We start from the raw sequence: 23,496 nt of genomic DNA on the forward strand, positions 1-23,496 counted from the left end.
AACTGATTATCAATTTCTTTTTCTATTTTGTCATACTGAAACAATAACCCCTTAAACCTTTTGCTATGAAATCAAACCGAAGAGACTTCTTCAAAAAAGTAGGCGTGGGCACTTTAGCCGCCTCCGTTCCCTTTTCTTCCCAAGCCTTTGCCCGCCAAAGTCCACCAAATTCAGATGATCAATTCCTCCAAATCGGAGATAACATCGCCATTGCCGAAACCACCAATGGTAAAGTTCGTGGCTACATTCTCAACAGCACCTACACCTATTTGGGCATTCCATACGGTGCAGATACAGCAGGGAAAAACCGATTTATGGCACCCCAAAAACCAACGCCATGGACAGATGTCAAACCCACCATCTGGTGGGGAAATACCGCTCCACAAATCATGGATAATCGCTACGCCAATGCGCATTATTCCTTTGCGGATCACTGGAACTATGATGATGTCAGCGAAGACTGCCTCAAACTCAATGTCTGGACGCCCAGCCTAGACGGAAAGCGCAGACCGGTCATGGTTTGGCTACACGGAGGAGGATTTACCAATGGCAACGCCATCGAACAGGACGGCTACCATGGTGAAAATTTTGCCAAGCAGGGAGACATCGTCTTTGTCTCAATCAATCATCGCCTGGGGCCGATTGGATTTACCGACCTTTCCGGAGTAGGGGGAGAAAAATACCGAGATTCTGGAAATGTAGGCATGCTCGATATCATCGCCGCACTGAAATGGGTTCGGGACAATATCTCCAACTTCGGTGGTGACCCAAGCAATGTCACCATTATGGGTCAATCTGGAGGCGGAGCGAAAGTCACCTGTGCCATGGCCATGCCGGCATCTAAAGGGATCGTACATAAAGGGGTAGCCCTGAGTGGCAGCATGCTCGCCGCCAATGATAAAGAATATGCCCAAACGCTGGGCAGATTTGTCATGGAAGAAGCCAAGCTGAGTCCCGAAAGTCTCGATAAACTTCAGGAAATCTCTTGGAGGGAGTATTTAGATATTGCCAATAAAGCCATGGATAGAATGCGAAAGGAATACCCGCAACCGGGATTCCGAGGGGGATTTGGTCCGATAGCGGATGGGGTTCATATTCCAAAAGGTGAATTTTTCAGCGAAACTTCATCTCATGCAGCAGACATGCCTTTGATCGTCTGTACCACTTTCCACGAATGGAATCCGACACGAACCAATGCCGAACTGGAAAAAATTGATCGGTCTGGCGTCATTGCTCAATTAAAAGAGCGATTTGGAGAAAAATCAGAGGAAGTTTATGTGGCCTACCAAAAAGATTTTCCTGAAGCTTCAGCTGCTGATCTTTGGGCGATGATTTTATCCAATCGCCAGGGAGCAATCAACACCTCCACTGCCAAATCCAAGCAAGCCGCTCCGGTATATCTGGCCTGGTTTGGATGGGAACCCAATTTATACGATGGTCGGATGAAGGCATTTCACTGTATCGATATTTGTTTTTGGTTCAAAAATACCGACCGCATGTACACCCATACCGGTGGAGGAGCTCGACCCAGAGCTCTTGCGGACAAAATGAGTGCTTCCCTTTTGGCCTTTATGCGAACAGGAAATCCCAATGTGCCAAACCTACCTACATGGCCAGAATTTTCGACAGCCAATGGAGAAACCCTCATCCTTAATGACGCCTGTCAAGTCAAAAATAAACCGGATGGCAATGGGTTGGCAGCCTTGCCGTCCTGATCTAATTCATTTCTTTTTCAAAGTCCGATTCCCTTGGGTTTCGGACTTTTTTATTGCCCAGCTGAAAATTTTTGTCCGAAAACCGAATAAAATACTGTACGATTTTGATACAGTCATTTTTTGCATTTTTTGAAAAAAACATCATTTGAGAGCCTTGACGGCACTTTTTGGGGATTGGCACCTTGTTTTCATAAGGAGAGTCATCACACACTCAGTATCTATCAAAAAAATGAAAACGACCAACTATCTATTTTTGACCTTATTGGTTTTCTTTTTGGGTTTGAGCAGTCTTGCCGCAAAGGAAGTCAGTAAAATCACCGGAACAGTTACCGACCAAAATGGTGCTCCTGTTCCTTATGCCAATGTAGCACTCATCGAAGCCGAAGGAAATGGACTAATCGATGGAGCTGTTTCTGATGAAGAGGGAGTTTTCCTCATCGAGTCAGTCAAATCCGCCAAAGTTCAATTGGTGGTATCCTCGATCGGATTCAAATCATTCAGTTCGGAAGCTTTTGAACTAAACCCCGGAATGGAAAAAGATTTTGGAGCCATCAAAATCGAGGATGAAATGACCGGATTGGAAGAAGTGACCGTCCAGTCCACCCGTCCCGAAATCACCATCGAGCCTGACAAAACCGTCATCAATGTCGAAGGCACCGTCATGGCCGAAGGATCCAATGCCCTCGATGTGATTGGAAGATCTCCCGGTGTATTTATCGATCAGGAGGGTACCATCAATCTCAATGGAAGAAGTGGCGTAGTCGTCATGATCAATGACCGACCCACTTACATGTCGGCGACTGATTTAGCTGCATTTCTCCGATCCATGCCCGCTGATAATATCAAAAGCATCGAAGTGATCAACAATCCCTCTGCCCGATTTGATGCGGAAGGTGCGGCCGGAGTCATCAATATTCAATTGAAGAAAAATACCGTGGATGGGTTTTTTGGAAATGTCCAACTCGGAGGACAATACAATGGTCTTTGGTCCCCAAATACCGGAGTGGCCATCAATGTCAAGAAAGGAAAATGGACCTCAAACGCCAATTTGAATTACAACGAATATGCCCACTTCAATGATTTGGACATCAATCGGAATTTCACTTTGGAAAACGGAATCTCCAATTTCAATCAACATTCCCGCATCACTTCCCGGCCAAAAACCCTTTTCTTCAGCGGCTCAACCAACTATGAACTCAACGAAAAGCACAACCTAGGCTTAAATGTCCAAGCATCTACCTCGGATGACTCCAATAATTCAAGTTCTCTTACCGAAATTACCAACCCGGGCGAAGCAGATTTGAATTTCATGGAAAGCATCAACGAGGCCAATGGTGATCGGGAGCGGTTTTTTGCTAACTTTCATTATGATGGAAAGCTCGATACGCTCGGCACCAAAATCAGCTCGGATGTAGATTTCACGCGGATGAATGCCTCCAGCGAATCCCTTTTGACCAATTCATTTTGGACTGGACAAAATCAAAATGCCGGATTTGAAAACCAAATCTTGAACCTGAATGAGATGTATTATAACATCTTCACGGCAAAAGTGGACTTTGTCAAGCCTTTGAAAAATGGAAGTACGGTAGAAACGGGTTTAAAAGGTTCTTGGGTCAAATCCGATAATGACTTGGACCTTCAGCGCGCCGAGGAAGATGCACCCTTTGAGCCTGACCCGAATAGCAACCGATTTATTTACAATGAAAATGTCTTGGCGGCTTATGCGACATACAAAGGGAAATTTTCTGAAAAGGTATCCTTCCAGGCTGGTTTGAGAGGAGAATACTCAGACATCCGTGGCAATTCGGTGACTTTGGAAGAAGTGAATACACAGGAGTATTTTAACCTTTTCCCCAGCGCATTTATTCAGCACAAAGTCAGTGACAATTACCAGATTGTATACAATGCCAATCGAAGAATTACCCGGCCTAATTACCGCTTGCTCAATCCATTCATCTACTACATCGATGCCTTAACTTCGGAGCAGGGAAATCCAGGCTTGAAGCCGCAGTACTCCAATAACTTTGAAATGAACCACGTGGTCAAAGGAGCTTATCAGTTCAACATCGGCTACAGCGAAACGGTGGATGCTTTCATGCAGGTATTTATGCAGGATCAGGAGGCCAGAACCACGACCACTTTCACGGATAATTTTGACAAGACGAAAAACATCAATTTCAGAGCTATCGTGCCGGTTGACATTACCAAATGGTGGGGAACATCAAACATGGTCCAAGTAAATCACAATCGATTCAAATCCCAGATTGGGGATGACCTTTTGGACAATGCACAGACTTCCTTTATGATGAGAACCCAGCACAATCTCAATTTGCCGGCTGGATTCAAATTGGAACTGGTCGGAATGTACCTCGGCCCTCAGATCTGGGGTCAGGGCAGCATCGAAGGCTTTGGATGGGTTGAAGCTGGGGTCACCAAGTCCGTGATGAAAGACAAGCTTTCTATTTCTGTAAACGGTACTGATCTCTTCCGCACGCAGGTAATTTATGCAGATGTGGATTTTGCCAATATTGACACCAATTTCCGTCAATACCGAAGCAATCAAGGCGTCCGATTTACCTTGAGATGGAGATTTGCTCAGGGCGAAAGCTTCCGCGTAAAATCCAACTCCGGCAGTACCGAAGAACGAAATCGACTCGATTAATTTTCACTTGATTCCCCTTTGCTTATCTTGGTAAAGGGGAATTTTTTTATCCAAAACAACTATGAAAAAACTAAGCACGCTTTTCGCATTTGCACTGCTGCTGTTAATCGGCCAAATGGCCTTTGCGCAGCAATCCGACTTTTCTAAAACCAGCCAATTATTGGACTCTTTGGAAAAGCACAAAAAATTTATGGGCACAGTTCTTTTGGCCGAAAGTGGTCAAATCAAATTTGCCAAAGCAATAGGATATGCGGATACCGAAAATGATATTAAGAATGTCATCGAAACTCGCTATCGGATCGGCTCCATATCCAAAATGTTTACTTCGGTTCTGATCTTTCAAGGCATTGAAGACAAAAAATTAAGTTTGGAAACGCCGCTTTCCGAATTTTTCCCAACCATCCCCAATGCAGATCAAATTACCATTGACCAACTCCTCAAGCACCGCAGCGGCATTCATAGCTTTACCGGCAATGAGGACTATCTGAGCTATCATACCGAATCAAAATCCCGGGATGAAATGCTTCAATTGATCGAGGATGGCGGAAGTGATTTTGAGCCGGATTCCAAGGCAGAATACAGCAATTCCAATTATGTACTTTTGTCTTACATTTTGGAAGACATCCATGGAAAATCCTTTGCGGAAATTTTAGAAAAAGAAATCATCAAGCCCCTGGAATTGAAGAATACAGGGGTTTTCGATGCGATCGATTCCCAGCAAAAAGAAGCCAGATCATACACGTATAACGGAGACTGGGTAGTAGAAAAGGAAACTAACCCCACGATTCCTATGGGAGCGGGAGCGATTCAGTCCACTGCGGAAGATTTGATGCTTTTTGCAGAAGGACTTTTTGGAGGGAAATTGATTTCAGAGCAGAGTCTCGCGCAAATGATGGAAATCCAAGAAGGCTACGGACGCGGGATGTTTAGCTTTCCTTACTATGACAAAAAGTCTTTTGGACATACGGGAGGAATTGACGGATTCCGCTCCATGCTGGGCTATTTTCCCGAAGAAAAGGTCGCCATTGTTACCCTTTCCAATGGGCTCAATTGGAATAATAACGACCTCCTTTTGGCAGTGTTAAATGGAAATTTTGGAAAAGAGGTCGAAATCCCTTCTTTCCAAACCTATGAGGTAAGTACCGAAGCACTCGACCAATACCTCGGCGAATACGTTTCGGAGCAGATTCCGATCTCTTTTACCTTTGTCAAAGAAGGCAGTACCTTAATCGCCAAACCCAGTGGCCAGCCAGACACCAAGCTGGAAGCTACCGCCGAACATCAGTTTGAGTTCACCTCGGTGGGAGCGGTTTTCATCTTTGATCCTTCAACAGGGAAAATGACCTTTAAGCAAGGAGGCGGCACATTCGAATACGAAAGAAAATAAATTGAAAGCCGGGGTTATTCCTGGCTTTCTTTGATTTCCACTCGGTACAGTTGGAAAAAATCTTCCTCCACTTCAGGATTAGGCAAGGCATTGAACCATAAAGCCCCATCCCTGCTGACAAAAGTATTTCCTAATTTTTCGGGAAATTCAAAATCTGCCACCTTCTCTCCATCCAGATTCATGATCTGAATTCGGCTTTTGTATTTTCCTGCAATTCGTTCATTAAAATCCCTAAATGACTGCTGGGAATTGACTGATTGGTACTCTTCTCGATCCAAATCATCGTATCCCGTCGTGTAGCTGATTATCAATAAATCTCCAGCTCGCACCATCTTTGAAATGATGCCATAACTCGGATCAAAAGAAATCGCATTTGGGTCCGCCTTTTGGGGGTCTTCTCCTTCATTGACTTGAAAATCGGTCAGATCAAGCGTAACTCTCTTGATTTTTTGATATGGAGCGGCAAGTTCGTAAATCGTCAAAACTGGCTCCCCGCCATTAATCACATATAGCTGATCATCGATCACCTCAAAGGTGGCCGATAGCGTACCCGGCTCATGCGATTGCCCATTTTGGAAAAGACTCGCTGAGTCTAAAAGAAGAAACTGCTCCATACTTCCCGTTTTCGGATCAATCCAGACAAGCTGCTCAAACTCATCGTAAAATTCCGGCTGTGTTTTATTGTATTCCCCTCTCGCAACCAATCCAGTCATCAGCAGTTTATCTTCTACTGGGTAAATTTCCCTCTGTGCGTCAATTCGCCCAGCAAAACTCTTGATTTCTTCGTCGGGCGTTTTGGCACTTTGGAAAAGATTCCCCTCAAAATCATATTCAAACACCCCAAACATGGACACCACCTGGACTCGATCTCCCTCCAAAAGTCGTCCCGCACCCATCGGAAAAGTGCCAAAACCATCCGGAGAATCTTGCTCCTTAACAAATTCTCCCAACCTATTTCCTTCAAAATCAGTCACCACAAATGCACGCTTCTGAATATCAAAAAACAAGACCCGCTGAAGATCAGGCTGTACATCCATAAAGGACAAATTACCGATATAATCTACCCGAAGGGAATCCACAATCTCCAATTGTAAATTTTTAGCTTTGGAGAGTTGGCTGGCTTTCTCATTTTGGCAGGCTACTAACGAGGCGAAAAAGAGCAGGAACAAAAAGAAATTCGATTTCATAATTTTGAAAGTTTCCACCTAATCTATTTGATAAATTATTAATTCACAAATGAGCCTTATCGATGTTCATACGCATCAGCTTTCTACTTCCCAAAATATTCTCAATCGGGAAGGTTTTGACGGAGATGAGACGTCTATCGGGTACTTTTCGATTGGATTGCATCCTTGGTTTTTGGGCGAAAATTGGCGGGAAAAATGGGAAAAGCTGGAAAAGCTAGCTGAAAATCCCAATTGTCTGGCTATTGGTGAGGCGGGTTTTGACCGAATTAAAGGTCCTGATTTAGTGATCCAAAAATCCGCTTTCGAATTTCAATGTCAAGTCGCTAATTCGCTTAAAATCCCGCTGATCCTTCACTGTGTCAAAGGGCATGATTTACTGTTGGAATATTTGAAAAAAACGAAAAACCCTCCACCAATCATTTGGCATGGCTGGAATCTGAAATCGCACCTAGCGGAGGAATTGCTCGACTTTCCGGTTTCTTTTTCCTTTGGAAGACATCTACTCCTTCCTGAGTCCAATGCGGTGAAATGGTTGATGCGATGCCCCGAAGAGCGGATTTTTTTGGAAACCGATAATTCTAATCTAGACATCGCTGAAATTTATAAATCGGCTTCCTTAATTTTGCGGCTTCCTGTGGAGCAGCTCACGCAACTCACCAAGGAAAACTGGAACAGAATATCAAGTAGAAAAATACCATGAGTGAATTTGCCTGGCTGAGCCGAACAGAGCTCATCACCGGAAGGGCTGGATTGGAAAAACTATCCCAAAAACACGTGTTGATCGTCGGACTTGGAGGTGTGGGTTCATTTGCAGCGGAATTTATCTGTCGATCAGGAGTCGGCGAAATGACCATCATCGATGGAGATACCGTGGACATCAGCAATGTCAATCGGCAACTGCCCGCCACCCAAAAAAATTTGGGCCAATCCAAAGCCGAGTGGATGGAGGAGCGCCTTCTGGCGATCAATCCAGCGCTTAAAATCACCACTATTCGGGAGTTTTTGGATCCTGGAGCAATGTCGAAGCTTTTGGAGGAAAATGAATTTGACTACGTGGTAGATTGCATTGACAGCTTTTCGCCCAAGCTACACCTGATCGAAGGAGCCTACAAAAGAGGTTTACCTTTGGTCAGTTCCATGGGCGCTGGAGGCAAAGTAGATCCTACCAAAATCCAAGTCGTGGACATCTCAGAAACCTACGAATGCAAGTTGGCAAGAATGCTCCGCAAAAGATTAAAGAGTCGAAAAATTTATACGGGTTTCAAAGCGGTATTTTCTACAGAGCAAGTAATCAAAGAAAGCTTGATGATGACTGACGGGTCAAATTTCAAGAAATCAGCATACGGCACCATGTCTTTTTTGCCAGCGGCATTTGGCTGCTCCTGCGCAGCCACGGTCATTAATGATTTGCTAGCTTCCTGATTCGGCAGGCAAGAAATGGTAAAGAAAAATCAGTACCCCGGTAAATGCTGCCTTTCGCTGATCTTTGATTTCCAGTTTGACTTCCACTTCCGCTTTGACCGTGCCTCGGAGATTGGCAACATTTTTAAGTTTTGCCACCAATCTGACCTCACTTTCGACAGTCACTGCCTGTGCAAAACGGAAAGACTCAATACCATAATTAATCATCATTTTGAGGTTTTCCACCTTGACGATCTGCTCCCAGAGATAGGGCACAATACTTAAAGTCAAGTAACCGTGAGCAATGGTATTTCCAAAGGCACCTTCGTTTTTAGCCCGCTCTGGATCAGTATGGATCCACTGATGATCATGGGTGGCATCGGCAAAAAGATTAATCTGATCTTGGGTGATTTTAAAATAATCGGAAGTGCCTAATTCTAGTCCGTTGTACTTTTCAAAATCCTCGAAGCTGCGGATGATTACCTGACTCATCAAAAATTAAATTTGTTGTGGAGACGAATAAGGGAATTTTAGCCAATAAATACAAGCTTCTTTTTTTGAAATAGCAGTATCGTGAGGAGCAATAAAAAGTTCGAGACTGGCTAATTCCCTTTTTCCGAAATCCTACTGATGCTAATTTAAAAATTCGATACTTTCGCATCTTAAAGACCAATCCATGTCCAACTACATCCACGGCTACCTCTCCGATGAACAGGAACGATTACTGAATCAAGCGGGAACATTGGCTTCGCTGATTTATCCGTGGATCGATTTTTCCACATCCAAAAAGCTCCTCGAAATTGGATCCGGGGTCGGTGCCCAGAGTAAACTTTTGCTGGAGCTCTATCCGGAGATTGAACTGACCTGTGTGGAAATCGAGGCCAGCCAACTCGAAAAAGCGCAAGTCAATTTAGCTTCGTATTCGGATCGGAAAATAGACTTTGTTCAGCAGGATGCTCAGCAGCTCAAGCTGGAGAAGACATTTGACTCAATTTTCATTTGCTGGGTCTTGGAGCATTTATCTGAGCCACTCGATGTTTTGGGTCGGGCTTTTGCCCATTTGGATCCAGGAGGAATTATTTATTTGACCGAGGTTTTCAATTCCAGTTTTCATATTTTCCCCAAGTTAGGGGGCTTGACCGATTATTATTCTGCATTTAATGCATATCAACTACAAAACGGTGGAAACCCAGATATCGGACTGCAGCTAGGTAATCTCCTCGACCAATCTGGATTTATAGAAATAAAGCTAAATCACGGAGGCTTTCATCTCGATCAGTCGCAACCCGAATCCTTGGCCGCCATGTGTGACTATTGGAAGTCACTGATGAAAAGTGCCGCTGAAGGCATGAGAAGTTGTGGCCTGATTTCTGAAAGGGAAGTGATACAAATGGAAAAAGACCTCGACCAACTCAAAACCGAGAAGAATGCGGTATTTTTTTACCAATTTGTACAGGCAAAAGCAACCCGCCCTTTATGACACTTTTCCGACAAATAGGAAAATTCTTCCTGAAGTTAACCCTTTGGTTTTTCATCGTTTCGATAGGTTTGGTGATCATATACCGCTTTGTACCTGTGCCCATTACTCCGCTGATGGTGATCAGACTGGTGGAGCAGGGTTTTGATGAGGAAAAGTCCATGAAATTGAAAAAAGACTGGGTCCCGATAGAAAAAATCTCCAAAAACGTACCCCAGGCTGTGTATGCTGCCGAGGATCAGAAGTTTTTGGAGCATAGTGGATTTGATCTTGAGGCCATGAAGAAGGCCTGGGAAGGCAATAAGCAAGGTAAAAATATCAAAGGAGCGAGCACCATTACACAGCAAACCGTCAAGAACGTTTTTCTTTGGCCCAATCGCAGCTATATCCGAAAAGGACTAGAGGCTTATTTTACCCTATTGGTGGAGCTGATCTGGAGCAAAGAACGAATCATGGAGGTCTATCTCAATGTCATCGAAATGGGGGAGGGAATTTATGGAATCGAAGCCGCTGCTCAGCATTATTATCAAAAACCTGCCATCAACCTTAACCGCCATGAATCGGCGATGATCGCAGCGGTTTTGCCCAATCCAAGACGCTGGAATCCCAAGCGTCCCACCCCCTATATCATTGGAAGACAAGCCTGGATTCTCCGGCAAATGAACAACCTCAACCCTATCGGATTTGGTATTTAAAATTTGACTTTTCTAAGACCATTTGCACTTTTCAGAAAAAAGTAGGTGGAATTTGAAACAATTTTCAAAAACGGGAATAAACATCCCTTGGCCAAGTTCCAAAACTCAAAATTTTATTCGCTTTTAATAGAAATTTGGACCCAAAATCCAATATTATCAAAAGATTAACCTCGCATAACTTTGGGATAAAAATCGCCTTTTTCTCAACGGATTTGAGGAATAAAAAAAACAAGAAATTTTTATCCACATTTTCAATAATTTATCCACACTTTTCAACATGTAGGATTTATATTATTGATTTTCAGTAATTTAAATGATTGAAAAAAGGTCTAATTTTGTGGATAATAATCCATAACTCAATTTTTTTTCGAAAAATCAGATTTGAAAAGGTGGATAATTCCAAATTCCAAATTTTATTCTAAAACCTGATTAATCCTGCTTTTGTCGGATCAATCTTTTACGGTATGAATTAAAAATTCTAGATTTGGAGACAAAGCCTAAATAGACCCCATCCTCTACCACAGGGAGATTCCAAGCACCGGACTTTTCAAATTTATCCATAGCCTTTTGCATATTTTCATTAGAAAATAGAATTTCCGGAGGACTATGCATAAGCGTTTTTACTTGCAAGGTATCCTGCTTCTCCGCATCAAACATGATGTCACGAATATCATCCAAGGTGAGGATGCCACGCAGTTGCTTATTTTCATCTACCACAGGGAAAATATTCCGCTTGGAAATCTTTACCAAATCGATCAAATCACGCAGGTAAGCCTCCGGATTGATCGGCAATAAATCCCGCTCAATCACATGAGAAATATCGATCATATCCAACAGTTCCTGATCTTTACTTTCCGGCAGTTGACGTCCTTTTTCTTTCAGTTGCTTGACGTAGATACTGTCCTTTTGATAATAAGTCGTGGTAATGTAAGAGATCGCCGACACAAACATCAGGGGAACAAATAGTTCATACCCGCCTGTGATCTCGGCTATCAAAAATATCGCGGACAAAGGTGCATGCTGAACTCCAGCCATCACACCACACATGGCTACCAAGGTAAAATGGGCCAAAGGCAAGGGAATATGAAAACCAACCAGGTTTTTGCTGTAGGCAAATAAAAATCCCACAATCCCCCCTACATAAAGCGAGGGAGCAAAAATTCCACCCGAGCCACCGGCTGCAAGGGTCAAAGCAGAAGCGATGGGTTTTAATAAAATGATCAGCGCCAAGAATATCAGGATCAAGTAGGGATTCTCGATGGCTGAGAAAAAGGGACTTTTCTCCAATATTTGATTTGCATTTCCGTCAATCAACAAATTCAAGGTGTCATATCCTTCTCCATAAATAGGAGGAAAGAAAAACAACATGATTCCCAGCAAAGCCCCCCCGTAAAGAATGCGCATGGATTGACTTTCCAGCCCCTCCATAATCTTCTCCGTTCGGAGTACCACCCGGCTGAAGTAAAGGGAAACCACCCCACAAACCATCCCCAAAAGCAAATAATAAGGCATGTGAGCAGCGATAAACTCATCCTGAAGATTAAAGTTAAATGTAGCCTCCTCTCCTCCTATCAACAGCATCGAAGTCAAGGATCCCATCACCGATGCGATCAGTAAGGGAATGAAGCTCGCCGTACTGATCTCCAAAAGGATAACTTCAATGGCGAAAATCACCGCACCAATAGGCGCACCGAAAATAGCAGAAATAGCCCCTGCAGCTCCACAACCGATGAGTAACGTTCTCTTTTTGGCATTGAGATGAACAAGTAAGCCCGTATTGGAGCCAATGGCAGAACCTGTCACCAGCATAGGGGCTTCCAAACCTACCGATCCCCCAAAGCCCACGGTTAGGGCTGAAGTGAAAACCCTACTATAAGTTTTCACTCGGGGAATGATACTTTGCTTTTTAGAAATAGTAAACAACACGTCGGGGATACCATGTCCACCGACATCTTTGAAAACATATTTACCAAGTAGAAACGCCGCAGTAATCCCGATAATAGGATAAATGATGTACATGAAATTGGCATATTCCACATAAAATCCCTCCGTCAAAAGACGCTGAATCAAGTGCACCACCTCTTTGAGAATTACAGCAGCCAAACCTGAAAGCACCCCAATAATCCCACTGAGAATCAAAATAAAACTTTGATTGCTCATGTGGCGGAGGCGCCAGATTAATAGCTTGGTAATGAGGTCAGTTTTAGCCAAAAGTCAAGAAAATAAAAGCGTGAGCACAAAGTAAAAAAACCACTCGCGGAAAGGAAAAGAATCCCTTATTCTTTTAACAAATCTTCATCTAATGTCAACAAACAGCGCAGAATCAATGATGAAGCGGAAACAAAAAACTCCGGATCGATATTTTTGTATTCATCACTCGGCTGATGGTAATCGGAATGATCCTCCACTCCAAAATACAGGTGCGGAATCTGTTTTTCAAAAAATACCCCATGATCAGAAGAGCGTGTCCAATCATCCGAGCCGGTGCCGGGAACGTCATGACCAAATAGCAACTTGGGCTTAGAATCCAGAGCAATTGGCTCCAATATCTCTTTCAGTTCGGGGTAATAATACGTTCCAGACACATAAATCTCCCCCTTTTCATTTCTGGAAATCATATCCATATTGACATTCAATGCCACTTGATCGAGCGAAAAAGGAAAATCACGAACCAAAGCTTTTGCCCCTTGCAGGCCCATTTCTTCGGCATCGACCGCAGCAAAGAAAATTCCATGTTTTGGAGGATTTTCTGCAAAATAGGCGGCGAATTCTAAAAGAGCGGCTGTCCCGGAGGCATTGTCATCGGCTCCATTGTAGATCGAATCCCCTTCGGCATTTTTTCGACCTATCCCCACATGATCATAATGTGCCGTAACTACGATCAACTTCTGGCTTGAAGTGCCAGGAATAAATCCGACCACATTGACCCCCTCATATTTTTTGCCGTCCCTTCTTCCTTCAAAAGAAAATGATTGCAAATAATCAGAATAATGTGTGTCTAGCTTCAATTCTGCAAAGCGATCCGCAATGAATTCCCGAGCCTGAAGATTTCCGGCATCACCGGTCTTTCGCCCAGCCAAATCATCAGAAGACAAAAAAACCATACTTTTGATCAGGCTACGTTCGTTAAGCTCTTGGGCTTTTGATTGGATTAATGAAAAAAAACAGACGCTTACGAGCAGAACTTGGCGATAGATGTGCATGAAGAGATGAAAATTACGTTATTTAATGCCGTGAAAATACAACCTTAAGCCCCGACCTATCGCTATTTTTATGAAATATTTCTTTTGGATCAGTTTTATTCTGCTTGGATGTTCTGCATTTGCACAAGGAAATTTACCTGATTCATTTTTTGAAGGAAAATCCGTGGTTTTGATTTCGACAGATCCTGCAGCCAGACCTACCATGAACTGGCGAGCTGTCGCCGATTCGGTACATCAAGCGCTGGTAGATGCTGGAGGAGATCCCGTGGCCTATTATGAAATCGAACAAGTAGCCCTTTCTGAGGAAGTTCAAAGCGCTTATGCAAAAGGTTTTGAACAGCGAGTTATCAAAAACATCATTTTAGTGACCCGCCAAAAAAACCAATTCAGCATTCATGTCGGGGAATTTAGTGGAGATGGAAAAATCATCAATTCCACGGCACTTTTTGGGATTAGCGGATCCGATCTGGAGGAGGCCAAAAGTTCATTTGCTGCCCTGGGTCAAAACCAAAGAACAAAAAATCTGCTCGTTATTGATGTTCCGGAGTTTCCCGGAGTAGAATCCAGTTCCAGTAGAGCTACTACTGAGTCTTCTGGCTTTTTGGCGAGAAACCCACTGAATCTGGACGTATTCAAACTGGGAATCCCCATCGAAGGATCCAGTGCCCAAACTGGATTGCTGACTTATTTCAGATATGATCTCTACGGCAAATCCCAAGAGGCAATTCTCGCAGAACAAGAAGCACAGAAATCCCAAATCCAAAGCATCCTGGATCAAGAATATCCCTATGAAGTCGCATGGCTTACCGAAGCAAAACCGGATGAAGAGCTAGTGAGAGACCGAACTCAATTTCTACTAGTTCGTGTGGAGGGCAGGGAATCGGATCTGAAAAAAAGCATGGGACTGGAATCCAATCCAGAAACAGAAACCCAAACCGTAGTGAAATACTACATCAAATTGATCGTCCGGGATGAACTCTATATCGGACCGATTTGGGATGCTGATCCGGATTGGAGAGTAGCACTTAGAAACTTCCTACAAAACCTCCAAAAATGATAAACCTCCCTACTGGAGGGAGGTTTAGTCGCTAATTAAACATAGGGTGATTATAGCAACTTTTACTGTCTATGTATTACAATATTGTGTCTTTAAAATTCTTAAACCAAAGAGCATATTTATTTTCAAAAATCCAATCATTTGCATTTTTTTTTCTTGAAATAGGTACTTTTTCAAGATTTTTAGCCAAAATATCTGGCTTAATAAAGATTTTTATTTAAAAATGGGATCAATGCCAGCAATACAGCCTGGGAATAGTAGCTTCTTCTATCCAAGGCTCCATGAGTCAAAATCCCCACAGAACCTCCTCCTTGCTTGGAATTTTCCCTGTCAAAAAACTGATCATCTGCATGTCCCAATTCCATTCCGGAATTTACCAAGTCAGCAATGGCATTGGGAACGTAAAAGATCCCTGTTTTAGCTTGACCCGATCGTCCTTCCGAATCTAAAATATAAACCCAGGCGAAGGCATTCATTCCTTGCTCATCCGTATCCAATCCTCCTTCTATTCCTACCCAATAATCTCCTTCCGGAAAGATTTTCTGTGCATTTAATGCCCTATTTTTGGCTCCCAAAAGCGTCTCCTTATCGCCCATTGGCTGGGCGGAAACATCCGAATAAGAACTTACACCATTAATGTGAAATCCCTTATTGAATGCCAAAGTAAACGCATCCTCGGTACTGTAGATTTTTACTGGATTTTTACTTCCGACAATGACCAGTGGTTTTTCTGTCGGTTGGAAATTTTGTCTTTTTGGTAAATTCATAAAAAAAAGCCTAATCACTGCTTAGGCCATATTGGTGTATACATTATTTACGTCGTCGTCTTCTTCCATTTTATCGATCATCTTATTGATAATCTCCTCCTGCTCCTCGGTCAGTTCGGTAAGCGTAGTCGGAAATCGCTGAAAATCTGCTGAAATCACTTCGATTCCCTTTTCTTCAAGTGCCTTCTGCATCATACCGAAGTCTTCAAACTCGGTATAGACAAAGATTTCTCCTTCATTTTCATCAATATCCGTCAATCCAAAATCGATCAATTCCAACTCCAACTCTTCTAGGTCGTGATTTTCCAATTTAGTGAAGCGGAAAACGGCCTTGTGATCAAACATAAAACTGACCGAACCAGAAGTCCCAAGAGATCCTCCTGCTTTGGTAAAGTAGGATCTGACGTTTGCGACGGTACGGTTAATATTATCAGTAGAAGTCTCAACCAGTACAGCAATGCCGAATGGACCATAGCCTTCATATACTAATTCTTCGTAGTCTTTTTCATCCTTATTTGAAGCCCGCTTGATCGCTGCCTCAATTCGATCCTTGGGCATTTGAGCCCCCTTGGCGTTCTGAATGAGAGTTCTCAACCTTGGATTGGAAGTTGGGTCAGGTCCACCTGCTTTTACCGCCATGACGATTTCTTTACCTAGCTTGGTAAAGACCTTGGACATTTTGTCCCACCGTTTGAATTTTCGTTCTTTTCTGAATTCAAATGCTCTTCCCATGAAATTCTTTGATTTTGGCTGGTAAAAATAAGAAATCTTTTGGGAATGAAAGCCTCCGATTTATTTCCAATCAAGAGGAGAATTTTACCGGCTTTTATTGTCCAAGAAATCCGATAAATCGTAAAAGCATGCAAACCCTTATCTATGAATGCTTTTTCCTCTAGTCCACTCCCAAACATCCCCCAGTCCAATCTTCCTAAGGTAGTGATCATCGGAGCCGGTTTTGCCGGACTCAAACTGGCGAGAATGCTTAGTAAGAAGCCTTTTCAGGTTATCCTGCTGGACAAAAACAACTACCATCAGTTTCAGCCGCTTTTTTATCAGGTAGCTACGGCCGGATTGGAGCCCAGTGCAATTAGTTTTCCCCTGAGAAAGATTTTTCACCATACCAAAAACGTCATTTTTAGAATGTGCGAGGTAAAATCCATCGACCATTCTCTGAATCGAGTTTTCACGGATGCGGGATATTTGACGTATGATTATTTGGTTTTGGCGATGGGGGCTGACACCAATTATTTCGGCTCGACCACTATTGCAAATTTCTCCTCCCCGATGAAAACCGTTTCGGAAGCTCTTTATATCCGAAACAAAATCATCTCCAACTACGAAAAAGCGATCAACATTCAAAAACTGGAAGATCGAAGATCTCTGATGAATGTGGTGATCGTAGGTGGCGGTCCTACAGGGGTGGAACTCGCTGGTGCCATGGCAGAGCTGAGAAATAATGTCCTTCCAAAGGATTACCCGGAACTGAGTTTTAAAAACATGAAAGTGGTCCTGATTGAGGCTGGGCCCGCTTTGCTTGCCTCCATGTCCGAGGAGGCTAAATCCCATGCCTTGAAATATCTCGAAAAATTGGGGGTGGAAGTGCTTTTAGGGACTCTAGTCGAAAACTACGACGGAAAATCAGTTCACCTCAAGGGCAAAGATCCTATTGAAACTCAAACCTTACTTTGGGCAGCTGGAATCAAGCCGAATCATATAGAAGGGTTGGACTCCTCGTGCTACGCCAAAAACGGCAGAATCATTGTTGATCAATTTTCACGGATTCGGGGCAGCCAAACCATTTTTGCGTTGGGGGATTTGAGTTTGATGGAAACGGAAGATTATCCCAAAGGCCATCCTCAAGTGGCGCAGGTAGCCTTACAACAAGCTAAAAATCTAGGAAAAAACCTTCCCTTGATCCATGATGACAAAACTCCTTCCGCTTTTAGGTACAAGGATCTGGGTTCTATGGCCACGGTGGGACGAAAACTCGCCGTAGTAGATTTGCCTTTTGTGAAATTTCAGGGAATCCTCGCTTGGATTACTTGGCTTTTTGTTCATCTGATGGCCATTTTGGGAGTCAAAAACAAGCTGTTGATTTTTTTGGATTGGTCTTGGAACTACCTCAGTTTTGATCCCAGTTTACGTCTGCTGATCAAGCCCAAATATGTCAAAGAATCCGAGCGAAAGGAACTGATAGAGGAAAAATGAATTGATTTCTAAGAATTAAGACTTATTAAGAAATCATGATTAAACGCACTCAGCTTTTTGCGGTCTAAGTATCAGAACTTAAACCAAAAACAACATGAAAAATTGGATGATTGCCACAGGACTACTGCTTATGATCAGTATTAGCAGTATAGCACAGCAAAGAAAAATGCAGGAAAGACCCGACCCGGAAACACGGGCCAAAATGATGACTGATCGCATGGCAGAACAGCTCGGCCTAAACGAAGAGCAAAAAGCCAAAATTCTTGCCATCAATCTCGAAAATGCACAAAAAAGAGAGGCTAAAATGGCCGAGCAAAAAGCCGAAAGGGAAGCCAGAAGATCACAAATGCAGGATCAGGAAAAGCAAATCATGGAGGTCCTGACTGAGGAGCAAAGACAGAAATGGGTAGAGCTCAAAGAAACGCGTAGAAATCGTGGCCCTCGTGGAGGAATGATCGAGGACCGGGAGGAATTTCGGAAACGCAGGGGCGGAGGAGGAATTAACTAAGCCAACATAAACCACTCAGAAATGGGTGGTTTTTTTTTTATCAATATTCATCAACCCGCTCCAAATTAAATCACACATTTTTATTTTCTCTATTTCCCAGAGTAGTAAAGTACAATTCTGTAAGCTAAATTACCCGATAAGGATCGTATCCATCCAAAAAATCACTTTCCAGCATATTCTACTTAACTTGATGGTGGGTCTTATTAATTTAATCCCAAGTCATTAGGAAACGCCTTCTTAAAAACCTAAAACTATGAACGAATATTCACTCTCTATCAACGGCAAAACCCAAACTGTCTCTGCTCCAGAGGATATGCCTTTACTTTGGGTTTTGAGAGATCTTTTGGATCTCAAAGGCACCAAATTTGGATGTGGACAGGGACTTTGCGGAGCCTGCACAGTGCATTTGGACGGCACGGCCATTCGATCCTGCGGCCTCGTGGTGTCTGAAGTTGGGGAGGCAAAAATTACTACCATCGAGGGGATTTCGGAAAATGGAAATCATCCTGTACAAGAAGCATGGATTCAGCACATTGTTCCTCAATGCGGCTATTGCCAAACCGGTCAGATTATGAGCGCTGTAGCACTTTTGGAGAGCAACCCTAAGCCTAGCGAACAAGAAATCGAATCGGCCATGGCTGGAAATCTCTGTAGATGCGGCACTTATAATCGTATCAAAGAAGCCATTCAAACTGCCTCTCTAAACCTCTAATCCAAAAAGCCATGCTTCCAAATATCAAACTATTCCGAAAAAAAGACCCTGAAAATAAAAGTAAAGTCTTTATCCCTTCCAGACGGGAATTTCTCAAGATCAGCTCCTTGACTACCGGAGGATTTTTATTGGGGATCAGCTTTCAATGTAGTGGCCCCAAAGGGGAACCAGTAACTTTTGCCCCCAATGCTTACTTGATGATTGATTCCGAAAATCAGGTGACCATTGTCGCTCATCGATCAGAGATGGGGACGGGAATCCGCACCTCACTTCCCATGATTGTTGCCGATGAACTGGGCGCTGACTGGCAAAAAGTCAAAATAATTCAAGCGGAAGCTAACCTAGATAAATATGGCGATCAGAACACTGACGGCTCCTACTCGGTCCGTATGTTTTTTGACCCGATGAGAAAAGCAGGAGCCACTGCCCGGCAGGCACTGATCGCAGCGGCAGCGAAAAAATGGGGCGTAGATGCTGCAGAATGTAGGACTGAAAACTCAAACGTCATTCACTCTGGGGGAAAAAGCATCACTTTTGGAGAATTGGTAGAGGAGGCACAGCAGATGCCTATTCCTGATCCTGAAACTGTTCAATTGAAGGAAATCAGCGATTATAAACTGATAGGAGATGGGGTACCTATTTACGATTTACAAGATATCACTACCGGAAAAGCTGTTTTTGGCGCGGATATCACCCTCCCGGACATGAAAGTGGCCGTTGTCAAGCGCAGTCCTGTGATCGGTGCGGTGATCAAAGATTACGATGACAGCAAAGCCTTAGCAATCACCGGAGTCAGCCAAGTAATCAAAATCTCAGGAAAAGGAATCCCTACGGGGTTGGATAGTCCCATCGAAGGCTTGGCAGTCCTAGCTGACCACACCTGGTCGGCCATCAAAGGAAGAGAGGCATTGAAAGTCAACTGGGACCTGGGCCCAAATGCTGATTACCAATCTAAACAGCAACATCAGGAAATGCTACAAAGCACCCTGAAAGACGGTCAAGTCAGGCGAGAAAGGGGAAACTTTAAGCAAAGCCTTAATCAGGCAAACAAGGTCATTGAGCGGACTTATTTAGCTCCTTTTTATGCACATGCGACCTTGGAGCCACCGGTAGCTATTGCTCACTGGACTGCAGACTTTTGTGAAGTTTGGGCACCTACCCAGCATCCCATGTGGGCTAGAGAAGCCCTAGCACGAGAGTTGGATATGCCATTGGAAAAAGTAAAAGTCAATGTAAGCCTTTTAGGTGGAGGCTTTGGGCGAAAGTCAAAACCTGACTTTGTGGTCGAAGCAGCCTTACTTTCCAAAGCAGCTAAGGCCCCGGTACGAGTCCAGTGGACAAGGGATGATGATCTCCATCACGATTTTTATCATTCCCTCAGTGCGCAGCGGATCAAAGCAACTATGGATTCTTCGGGAAAACTCATCGGGTGGAACCATCATACCGTTTTCCCGGCCATTGGGGCCACAGGCAACCCGGACGAGCTACACCCCTCTGATGGTGAATTGGGCTTGGGCTGTATTGATTTCCCATTTGAAGTACCCCACATTCGAATTGAAACCCATGAGTCTAAAGCCCATACACGCATTGGTTGGCTGAGATCGGTGAGTAACATCCATCACTCCTTTGCCACCAACTCCATGCTGGACGAAATCGCAGAAGCTAAAGGACAAGATCCAAGCGACATGCTCTTAGAACTCCTCGGTGAGGATAAAAACCTGGACTTTGGGGATGAAATCAAGGGTGATTTTGGAAACTACGGAGAACCCTTGGAAAAATTTCCTTGGAATACCAGAAGACTAAAAAATGTCATCCAACGCGTCGTAGGAGAGTCCAACTGGAAGGAAAGCCTTGCTCAAGGAAAAGCAGTGGGATTTGCTGCACATAAAAGTTTTCTCACTTATGTTGCATGCGTAGTTGAGGTAGAAAAAGACGCCAATGGAAACCTTGTGATTCGAACCGTTCATTATGCGGTAGACTGTGGAGTTCCTGTAAATAAGGACAGAATCCGTTCTCAATTCGAAGGAGGTGCACAATTTGCCACAAGCTTGGCGCTTACTTCGGAAATTACGTTTGAAAATGGACAGGTCCAACAGGATAATTTTGATAGCTACCAAATCATCCGAATGCCTCAATCTCCCAAAAAAATTCACGTGCATATCATTGACAGCCAGGAAAAACCAACGGGCGTTGGCGAACCCCCTGTCCCGCCATTTATTCCCGCACTTTGCAATGCAGTTTATAAATTAACTGGCAATCGGGTGTATGAGTTGCCGTTGAAAATTTCATAAAAAACACTCCTAAAGAGGCTTTCTCCATAAAAAGAAGGCCTCTTTAAGTTTCAATGGATTTAAGAATTTTTGCAGGCACTCCACCCACTACGCTATTGTCAGGTACATCCTTGGATACTACAGCTCCTGCAGCCACTACACTGTTTTCTCCGATAGTTACCCCCGGTAGAACCGTAGCCCCAGCTCCTATCCAAGCATTCCTTTTGATCAAAATTGGAGAAAGAATCAATCCCTTTCTCGTCTTAGGATTAAGCGGATGATTTTCAGTCACCAATTTTACCTGTGGTGCGATTTGTACATCATCTTCGATAGTAATCCCTCCAAGGTCCAAAAAAGAGCAGCCATGATTGATAAATACATTCTTTCCGATTTTGGTGAATTTTCCAAAATTGGTAGTAAAGGGAGTGAAAATCGTGGTCCCTTCATCCAATGAATCACCAAAAAGCGCTTTAAAAATTAGCCTGCACTCCTGTAAATCTCCTGAAGCATTCAATTTTGCGATTAGTTTGAGGGATTTTTCGACTTCTTTGAAAACGTGCTCAAAGATTGGATCCTCTTTAGGGATAAGCTTATTCGATGCAAATCTTCTTTTTATTTCTAGGATGCTCATAGGTATAGGACACTTTGATTTTGGACAAATCTAAATTAAACCGAATTTTTAAATTTAAGCACAAACAAAAAGCCGCCCTTTCGGACGGCTTAATTGCGGGCTATCGATTGGAATCGATCTTTTGGCCAAAAAAAGTTCAATCAACTCCCGCAATTTCATCTTCCACTTGAAAGTAAGACTCATCTTTTTGAGGTAAAGCTGAAGTCCCCATCAGATATTCATCCACTCTGACTGCAGCCTCACGGCCTTCCGAGATCGCCCAGACGACCAAAGATTGGCCTCTTCGCATGTCTCCAGCAAGGAAAACTTTAGACTGAGTACTTTGATAATTTTTAGATTTTGGAAGGGTATTTTCGAGTGTTTCCACCCCAAAAGCATCCAGCAATCCATTTTGGGCAGGCCCGGTATATCCGATGGCAATAAATGCCAAATCACAGGGCAGCACTCGTTCTGTACCCGCTACTTCCTCAAAAGTCATCCAACCATCTTTATCCATCCATTCAATATCAACCAGTTTTAATCCCGTAACTTCTCCTTTTTCATTACCAACAAACTCCTTGGTCAAAATAGAGAAAAACCGCTCGGCACCTTCTTCATGTGAACTCGACGTTTTCAAAGTCATCGGCCACTCCGGCCATGGATTCAGGTTAGTTCGTTGTTTTGGAGGTTTAGGCAAAAGCTCCAATTGCGTAACCGAAGCCGCTCCGTGACGATTGGAAGTACCGATGCAGTCACTTCCGGTATCCCCTCCACCGATAACAATAACATGTTTGCCTTTAGCCGAAATCGGATTTTCCTGAATTTCTCCTCCGACTACTTGATTTTGCTTTCCCAGAAAATCCATTGCAAAATGGACACCCTTCAGTTCAGAACCTTTGATTTTCAACACTCTAGGTTGCTGAGCGCCAGTAGCAATCACCACCGCGTCAAAATTTCGCAATATATTTTCTGCCTTGATATTATACCCTACTTCTGTTCCACAGGTAAAAATCACGCCTTCTTGCTTCATCAACTCGACTCGACGATCGATCACCCACTTTTCCAGCTTAAAATCAGGAATTCCATAGCGAAGCAAACCACCGGGGTTAGCATCCTTTTCAAAAACGGTGACCTCGTGACCCGCTTGATTAAGTTGGTCGGCGGCCGCAAGCCCTGCTGGGCCAGATCCAATAACCGCCACATGCTTATTGGTGCGGGTTTGGGGCGGATTTGCTTGAATCAATCCCAGTTCATACGCTTTCTCCGCAATTGATTTCTCGATCAATTCGATAGCCACGGGATCTTTATTGATTCCCAGCACACAAGAAGCTTCACAAGGCGCCGGACAAATCCTTCCCGTAAATTCCGGGAAATTATTGGTGCTTTTTAAAATCCGTATCGCCTCGGCCCAATCTTCCTGATAAACCGCATCATTAAAATCCGGGATCACATTGCCAAGGGGACAGCCTTGATGACAAAATGGTATTCCGCAATCCATGCAGCGAGCAGCTTGGTGATTCAGCTTTTCATCAGAAAATGGCTGATAGATTTCTTTATAATCTCCTACCCGCTCCTGTGGGTCCCGGCTTACCGGAGTTTCTCTTTTAAATTGTATAAATCCTTCTTTCGCTCCCATC

At 43.6% G+C, this 23,496-nt stretch carries 20 protein-coding genes; 12 read left to right on the forward strand and 8 right to left on the reverse strand.

Features of this window, described 5'->3' with window-relative positions; translation table 11 throughout:
* Nucleotides 1-65: 65 nt before the first annotated feature.
* From BM043_RS03495 to BM043_RS03505, 3 genes are all read left to right on the forward strand, one after another.
* Nucleotides 66-1,715: a carboxylesterase/lipase family protein gene (locus BM043_RS03495; RefSeq protein WP_092788878.1), complete on the forward strand. Its 1,650-nt coding sequence runs from the start codon at nt 66-68 to the stop codon at nt 1,713-1,715.
* A gap of 229 nt (nt 1,716-1,944) precedes the next feature.
* The gene (locus tag BM043_RS03500; protein WP_092789357.1) at nt 1,945-4,377 is read left to right on the forward strand and encodes an outer membrane beta-barrel protein; all 2,433 of its coding nucleotides are present in this window, start codon (nt 1,945-1,947) and stop codon (nt 4,375-4,377) included.
* Between the two features lie 61 nt (nt 4,378-4,438).
* Nucleotides 4,439-5,764 (forward strand): serine hydrolase domain-containing protein, encoded by a 1,326-nt coding sequence (locus tag BM043_RS03505; protein ID WP_092788879.1) that lies wholly within the window; start codon nt 4,439-4,441, stop codon nt 5,762-5,764.
* A gap of 14 nt (nt 5,765-5,778) precedes the next feature.
* On the opposite strand, the gene BM043_RS03510 is transcribed toward BM043_RS03505, so the two are convergent.
* Entirely contained in the window at nt 5,779-6,951 is a 1,173-nt protein-coding gene (locus BM043_RS03510; RefSeq protein ID WP_092788880.1) for a hypothetical protein, read from the reverse strand.
* Between the two features lie 49 nt (nt 6,952-7,000).
* On the opposite strand from BM043_RS03510, the gene BM043_RS03515 reads away from it, so the two are divergent.
* Nucleotides 7,001-7,651 (forward strand): TatD family hydrolase, encoded by a 651-nt coding sequence (locus BM043_RS03515; RefSeq protein WP_092788881.1) that lies wholly within the window; start codon nt 7,001-7,003, stop codon nt 7,649-7,651.
* Nucleotides 7,648-8,373 carry a tRNA threonylcarbamoyladenosine dehydratase gene (locus BM043_RS03520; RefSeq protein WP_092788882.1) on the forward strand — a complete coding sequence of 242 codons (726 nt, stop codon included), beginning with the start codon at nt 7,648-7,650 and terminating at the stop codon, nt 8,371-8,373. Before BM043_RS03515 ends, BM043_RS03520 begins: the two co-directional genes overlap by 4 nt.
* Here the strand turns inward: BM043_RS03520 and BM043_RS03525 are convergent.
* Nucleotides 8,362-8,844: a MaoC family dehydratase gene (locus tag BM043_RS03525; protein ID WP_092788883.1), complete on the reverse strand. Its 483-nt coding sequence runs from the start codon at nt 8,842-8,844 to the stop codon at nt 8,362-8,364. The genes BM043_RS03520 and BM043_RS03525 overlap by 12 nt on opposite strands.
* Before the next feature lie 184 nt (nt 8,845-9,028).
* Between BM043_RS03525 and BM043_RS03530 the strand changes: the two genes are divergently transcribed.
* Together BM043_RS03530 and mtgA are read left to right on the forward strand one after the other, a co-directional pair.
* Entirely contained in the window at nt 9,029-9,832 is an 804-nt protein-coding gene (locus BM043_RS03530) for a class I SAM-dependent methyltransferase (protein ID WP_092788884.1), read from the forward strand.
* Complete coding sequence (gene mtgA / locus BM043_RS03535) at nt 9,829-10,524, forward strand: monofunctional biosynthetic peptidoglycan transglycosylase (protein WP_092788885.1); 696 nt, start codon at nt 9,829-9,831, stop codon at nt 10,522-10,524. The genes BM043_RS03530 and mtgA overlap by 4 nt, the downstream gene beginning before the upstream one ends.
* 429 nt (nt 10,525-10,953) lie before the next feature.
* Here mtgA and BM043_RS03540 read toward each other — a convergent pair whose 3' ends face one another.
* Together BM043_RS03540 and BM043_RS03545 are read right to left on the reverse strand one after the other, a co-directional pair.
* Nucleotides 10,954-12,684, reverse strand: coding sequence for a chloride channel protein (locus tag BM043_RS03540; protein WP_245752926.1), 1,731 nt, complete (start codon nt 12,682-12,684; stop codon nt 10,954-10,956).
* A 116-nt stretch (nt 12,685-12,800) separates the two neighbouring features.
* On the reverse strand, nt 12,801-13,727 hold the full coding sequence (locus BM043_RS03545; protein WP_092788888.1) for a M28 family peptidase: 927 nt from the start codon (nt 13,725-13,727) through the stop codon (nt 12,801-12,803).
* 70 nt (nt 13,728-13,797) lie between these two features.
* On the opposite strand from BM043_RS03545, the gene BM043_RS03550 reads away from it, so the two are divergent.
* Nucleotides 13,798-14,784 carry an NTPase gene (locus tag BM043_RS03550; protein WP_092788890.1) on the forward strand — a complete coding sequence of 329 codons (987 nt, stop codon included), beginning with the start codon at nt 13,798-13,800 and terminating at the stop codon, nt 14,782-14,784.
* A 200-nt stretch (nt 14,785-14,984) separates the two neighbouring features.
* Here BM043_RS03550 and yjjX read toward each other — a convergent pair whose 3' ends face one another.
* Complete coding sequence (gene yjjX, locus BM043_RS03555) at nt 14,985-15,551, reverse strand: inosine/xanthosine triphosphatase (protein WP_092788893.1); 567 nt, start codon at nt 15,549-15,551, stop codon at nt 14,985-14,987.
* A gap of 21 nt (nt 15,552-15,572) precedes the next feature.
* Nucleotides 15,573-16,283 (reverse strand): YebC/PmpR family DNA-binding transcriptional regulator, encoded by a 711-nt coding sequence (locus tag BM043_RS03560; protein WP_092788895.1) that lies wholly within the window; start codon nt 16,281-16,283, stop codon nt 15,573-15,575.
* A gap of 144 nt (nt 16,284-16,427) precedes the next feature.
* Between BM043_RS03560 and BM043_RS03565 the strand changes: the two genes are divergently transcribed.
* The 4 genes from BM043_RS03565 to BM043_RS03580 all read left to right on the forward strand — a co-directional run bounded on the left by BM043_RS03565 (nt 16,428) and on the right by BM043_RS03580 (nt 21,270).
* A complete protein-coding gene (locus BM043_RS03565) occupies nt 16,428-17,759 on the forward strand; it encodes an NAD(P)/FAD-dependent oxidoreductase (RefSeq protein WP_092788897.1) in 1,332 nt (443 codons plus the stop codon).
* A gap of 94 nt (nt 17,760-17,853) precedes the next feature.
* Complete coding sequence (locus BM043_RS03570) at nt 17,854-18,267, forward strand: DUF4890 domain-containing protein (RefSeq protein WP_092788899.1); 414 nt, start codon at nt 17,854-17,856, stop codon at nt 18,265-18,267.
* Nucleotides 18,268-18,520: 253 nt separating this feature from the next.
* Nucleotides 18,521-18,979: a (2Fe-2S)-binding protein gene (locus tag BM043_RS03575; protein WP_092788901.1), complete on the forward strand. Its 459-nt coding sequence runs from the start codon at nt 18,521-18,523 to the stop codon at nt 18,977-18,979.
* A gap of 11 nt (nt 18,980-18,990) precedes the next feature.
* Nucleotides 18,991-21,270 carry a xanthine dehydrogenase family protein molybdopterin-binding subunit gene (locus tag BM043_RS03580; protein WP_092788903.1) on the forward strand — a complete coding sequence of 760 codons (2,280 nt, stop codon included), beginning with the start codon at nt 18,991-18,993 and terminating at the stop codon, nt 21,268-21,270.
* A 43-nt stretch (nt 21,271-21,313) separates the two neighbouring features.
* Here the strand turns inward: BM043_RS03580 and BM043_RS03585 are convergent, their stop codons facing one another.
* On the reverse strand, nt 21,314-21,880 hold the full coding sequence (locus BM043_RS03585) for a sugar O-acetyltransferase (protein WP_092788905.1): 567 nt from the start codon (nt 21,878-21,880) through the stop codon (nt 21,314-21,316).
* 136 nt (nt 21,881-22,016) lie between these two features.
* Entirely contained in the window at nt 22,017-23,495 is a 1,479-nt protein-coding gene (locus tag BM043_RS03590; protein WP_092788907.1) for a glutamate synthase subunit beta, read from the reverse strand.
* Between the last annotated feature and the right edge of the window lies 1 nt (nt 23,496).

Origin of the sequence: Algoriphagus hitonicola (assembly GCF_900113375.1) — a bacterium.
In the GTDB taxonomy this organism is placed as follows: domain Bacteria; phylum Bacteroidota; class Bacteroidia; order Cytophagales; family Cyclobacteriaceae; genus Algoriphagus; species Algoriphagus hitonicola.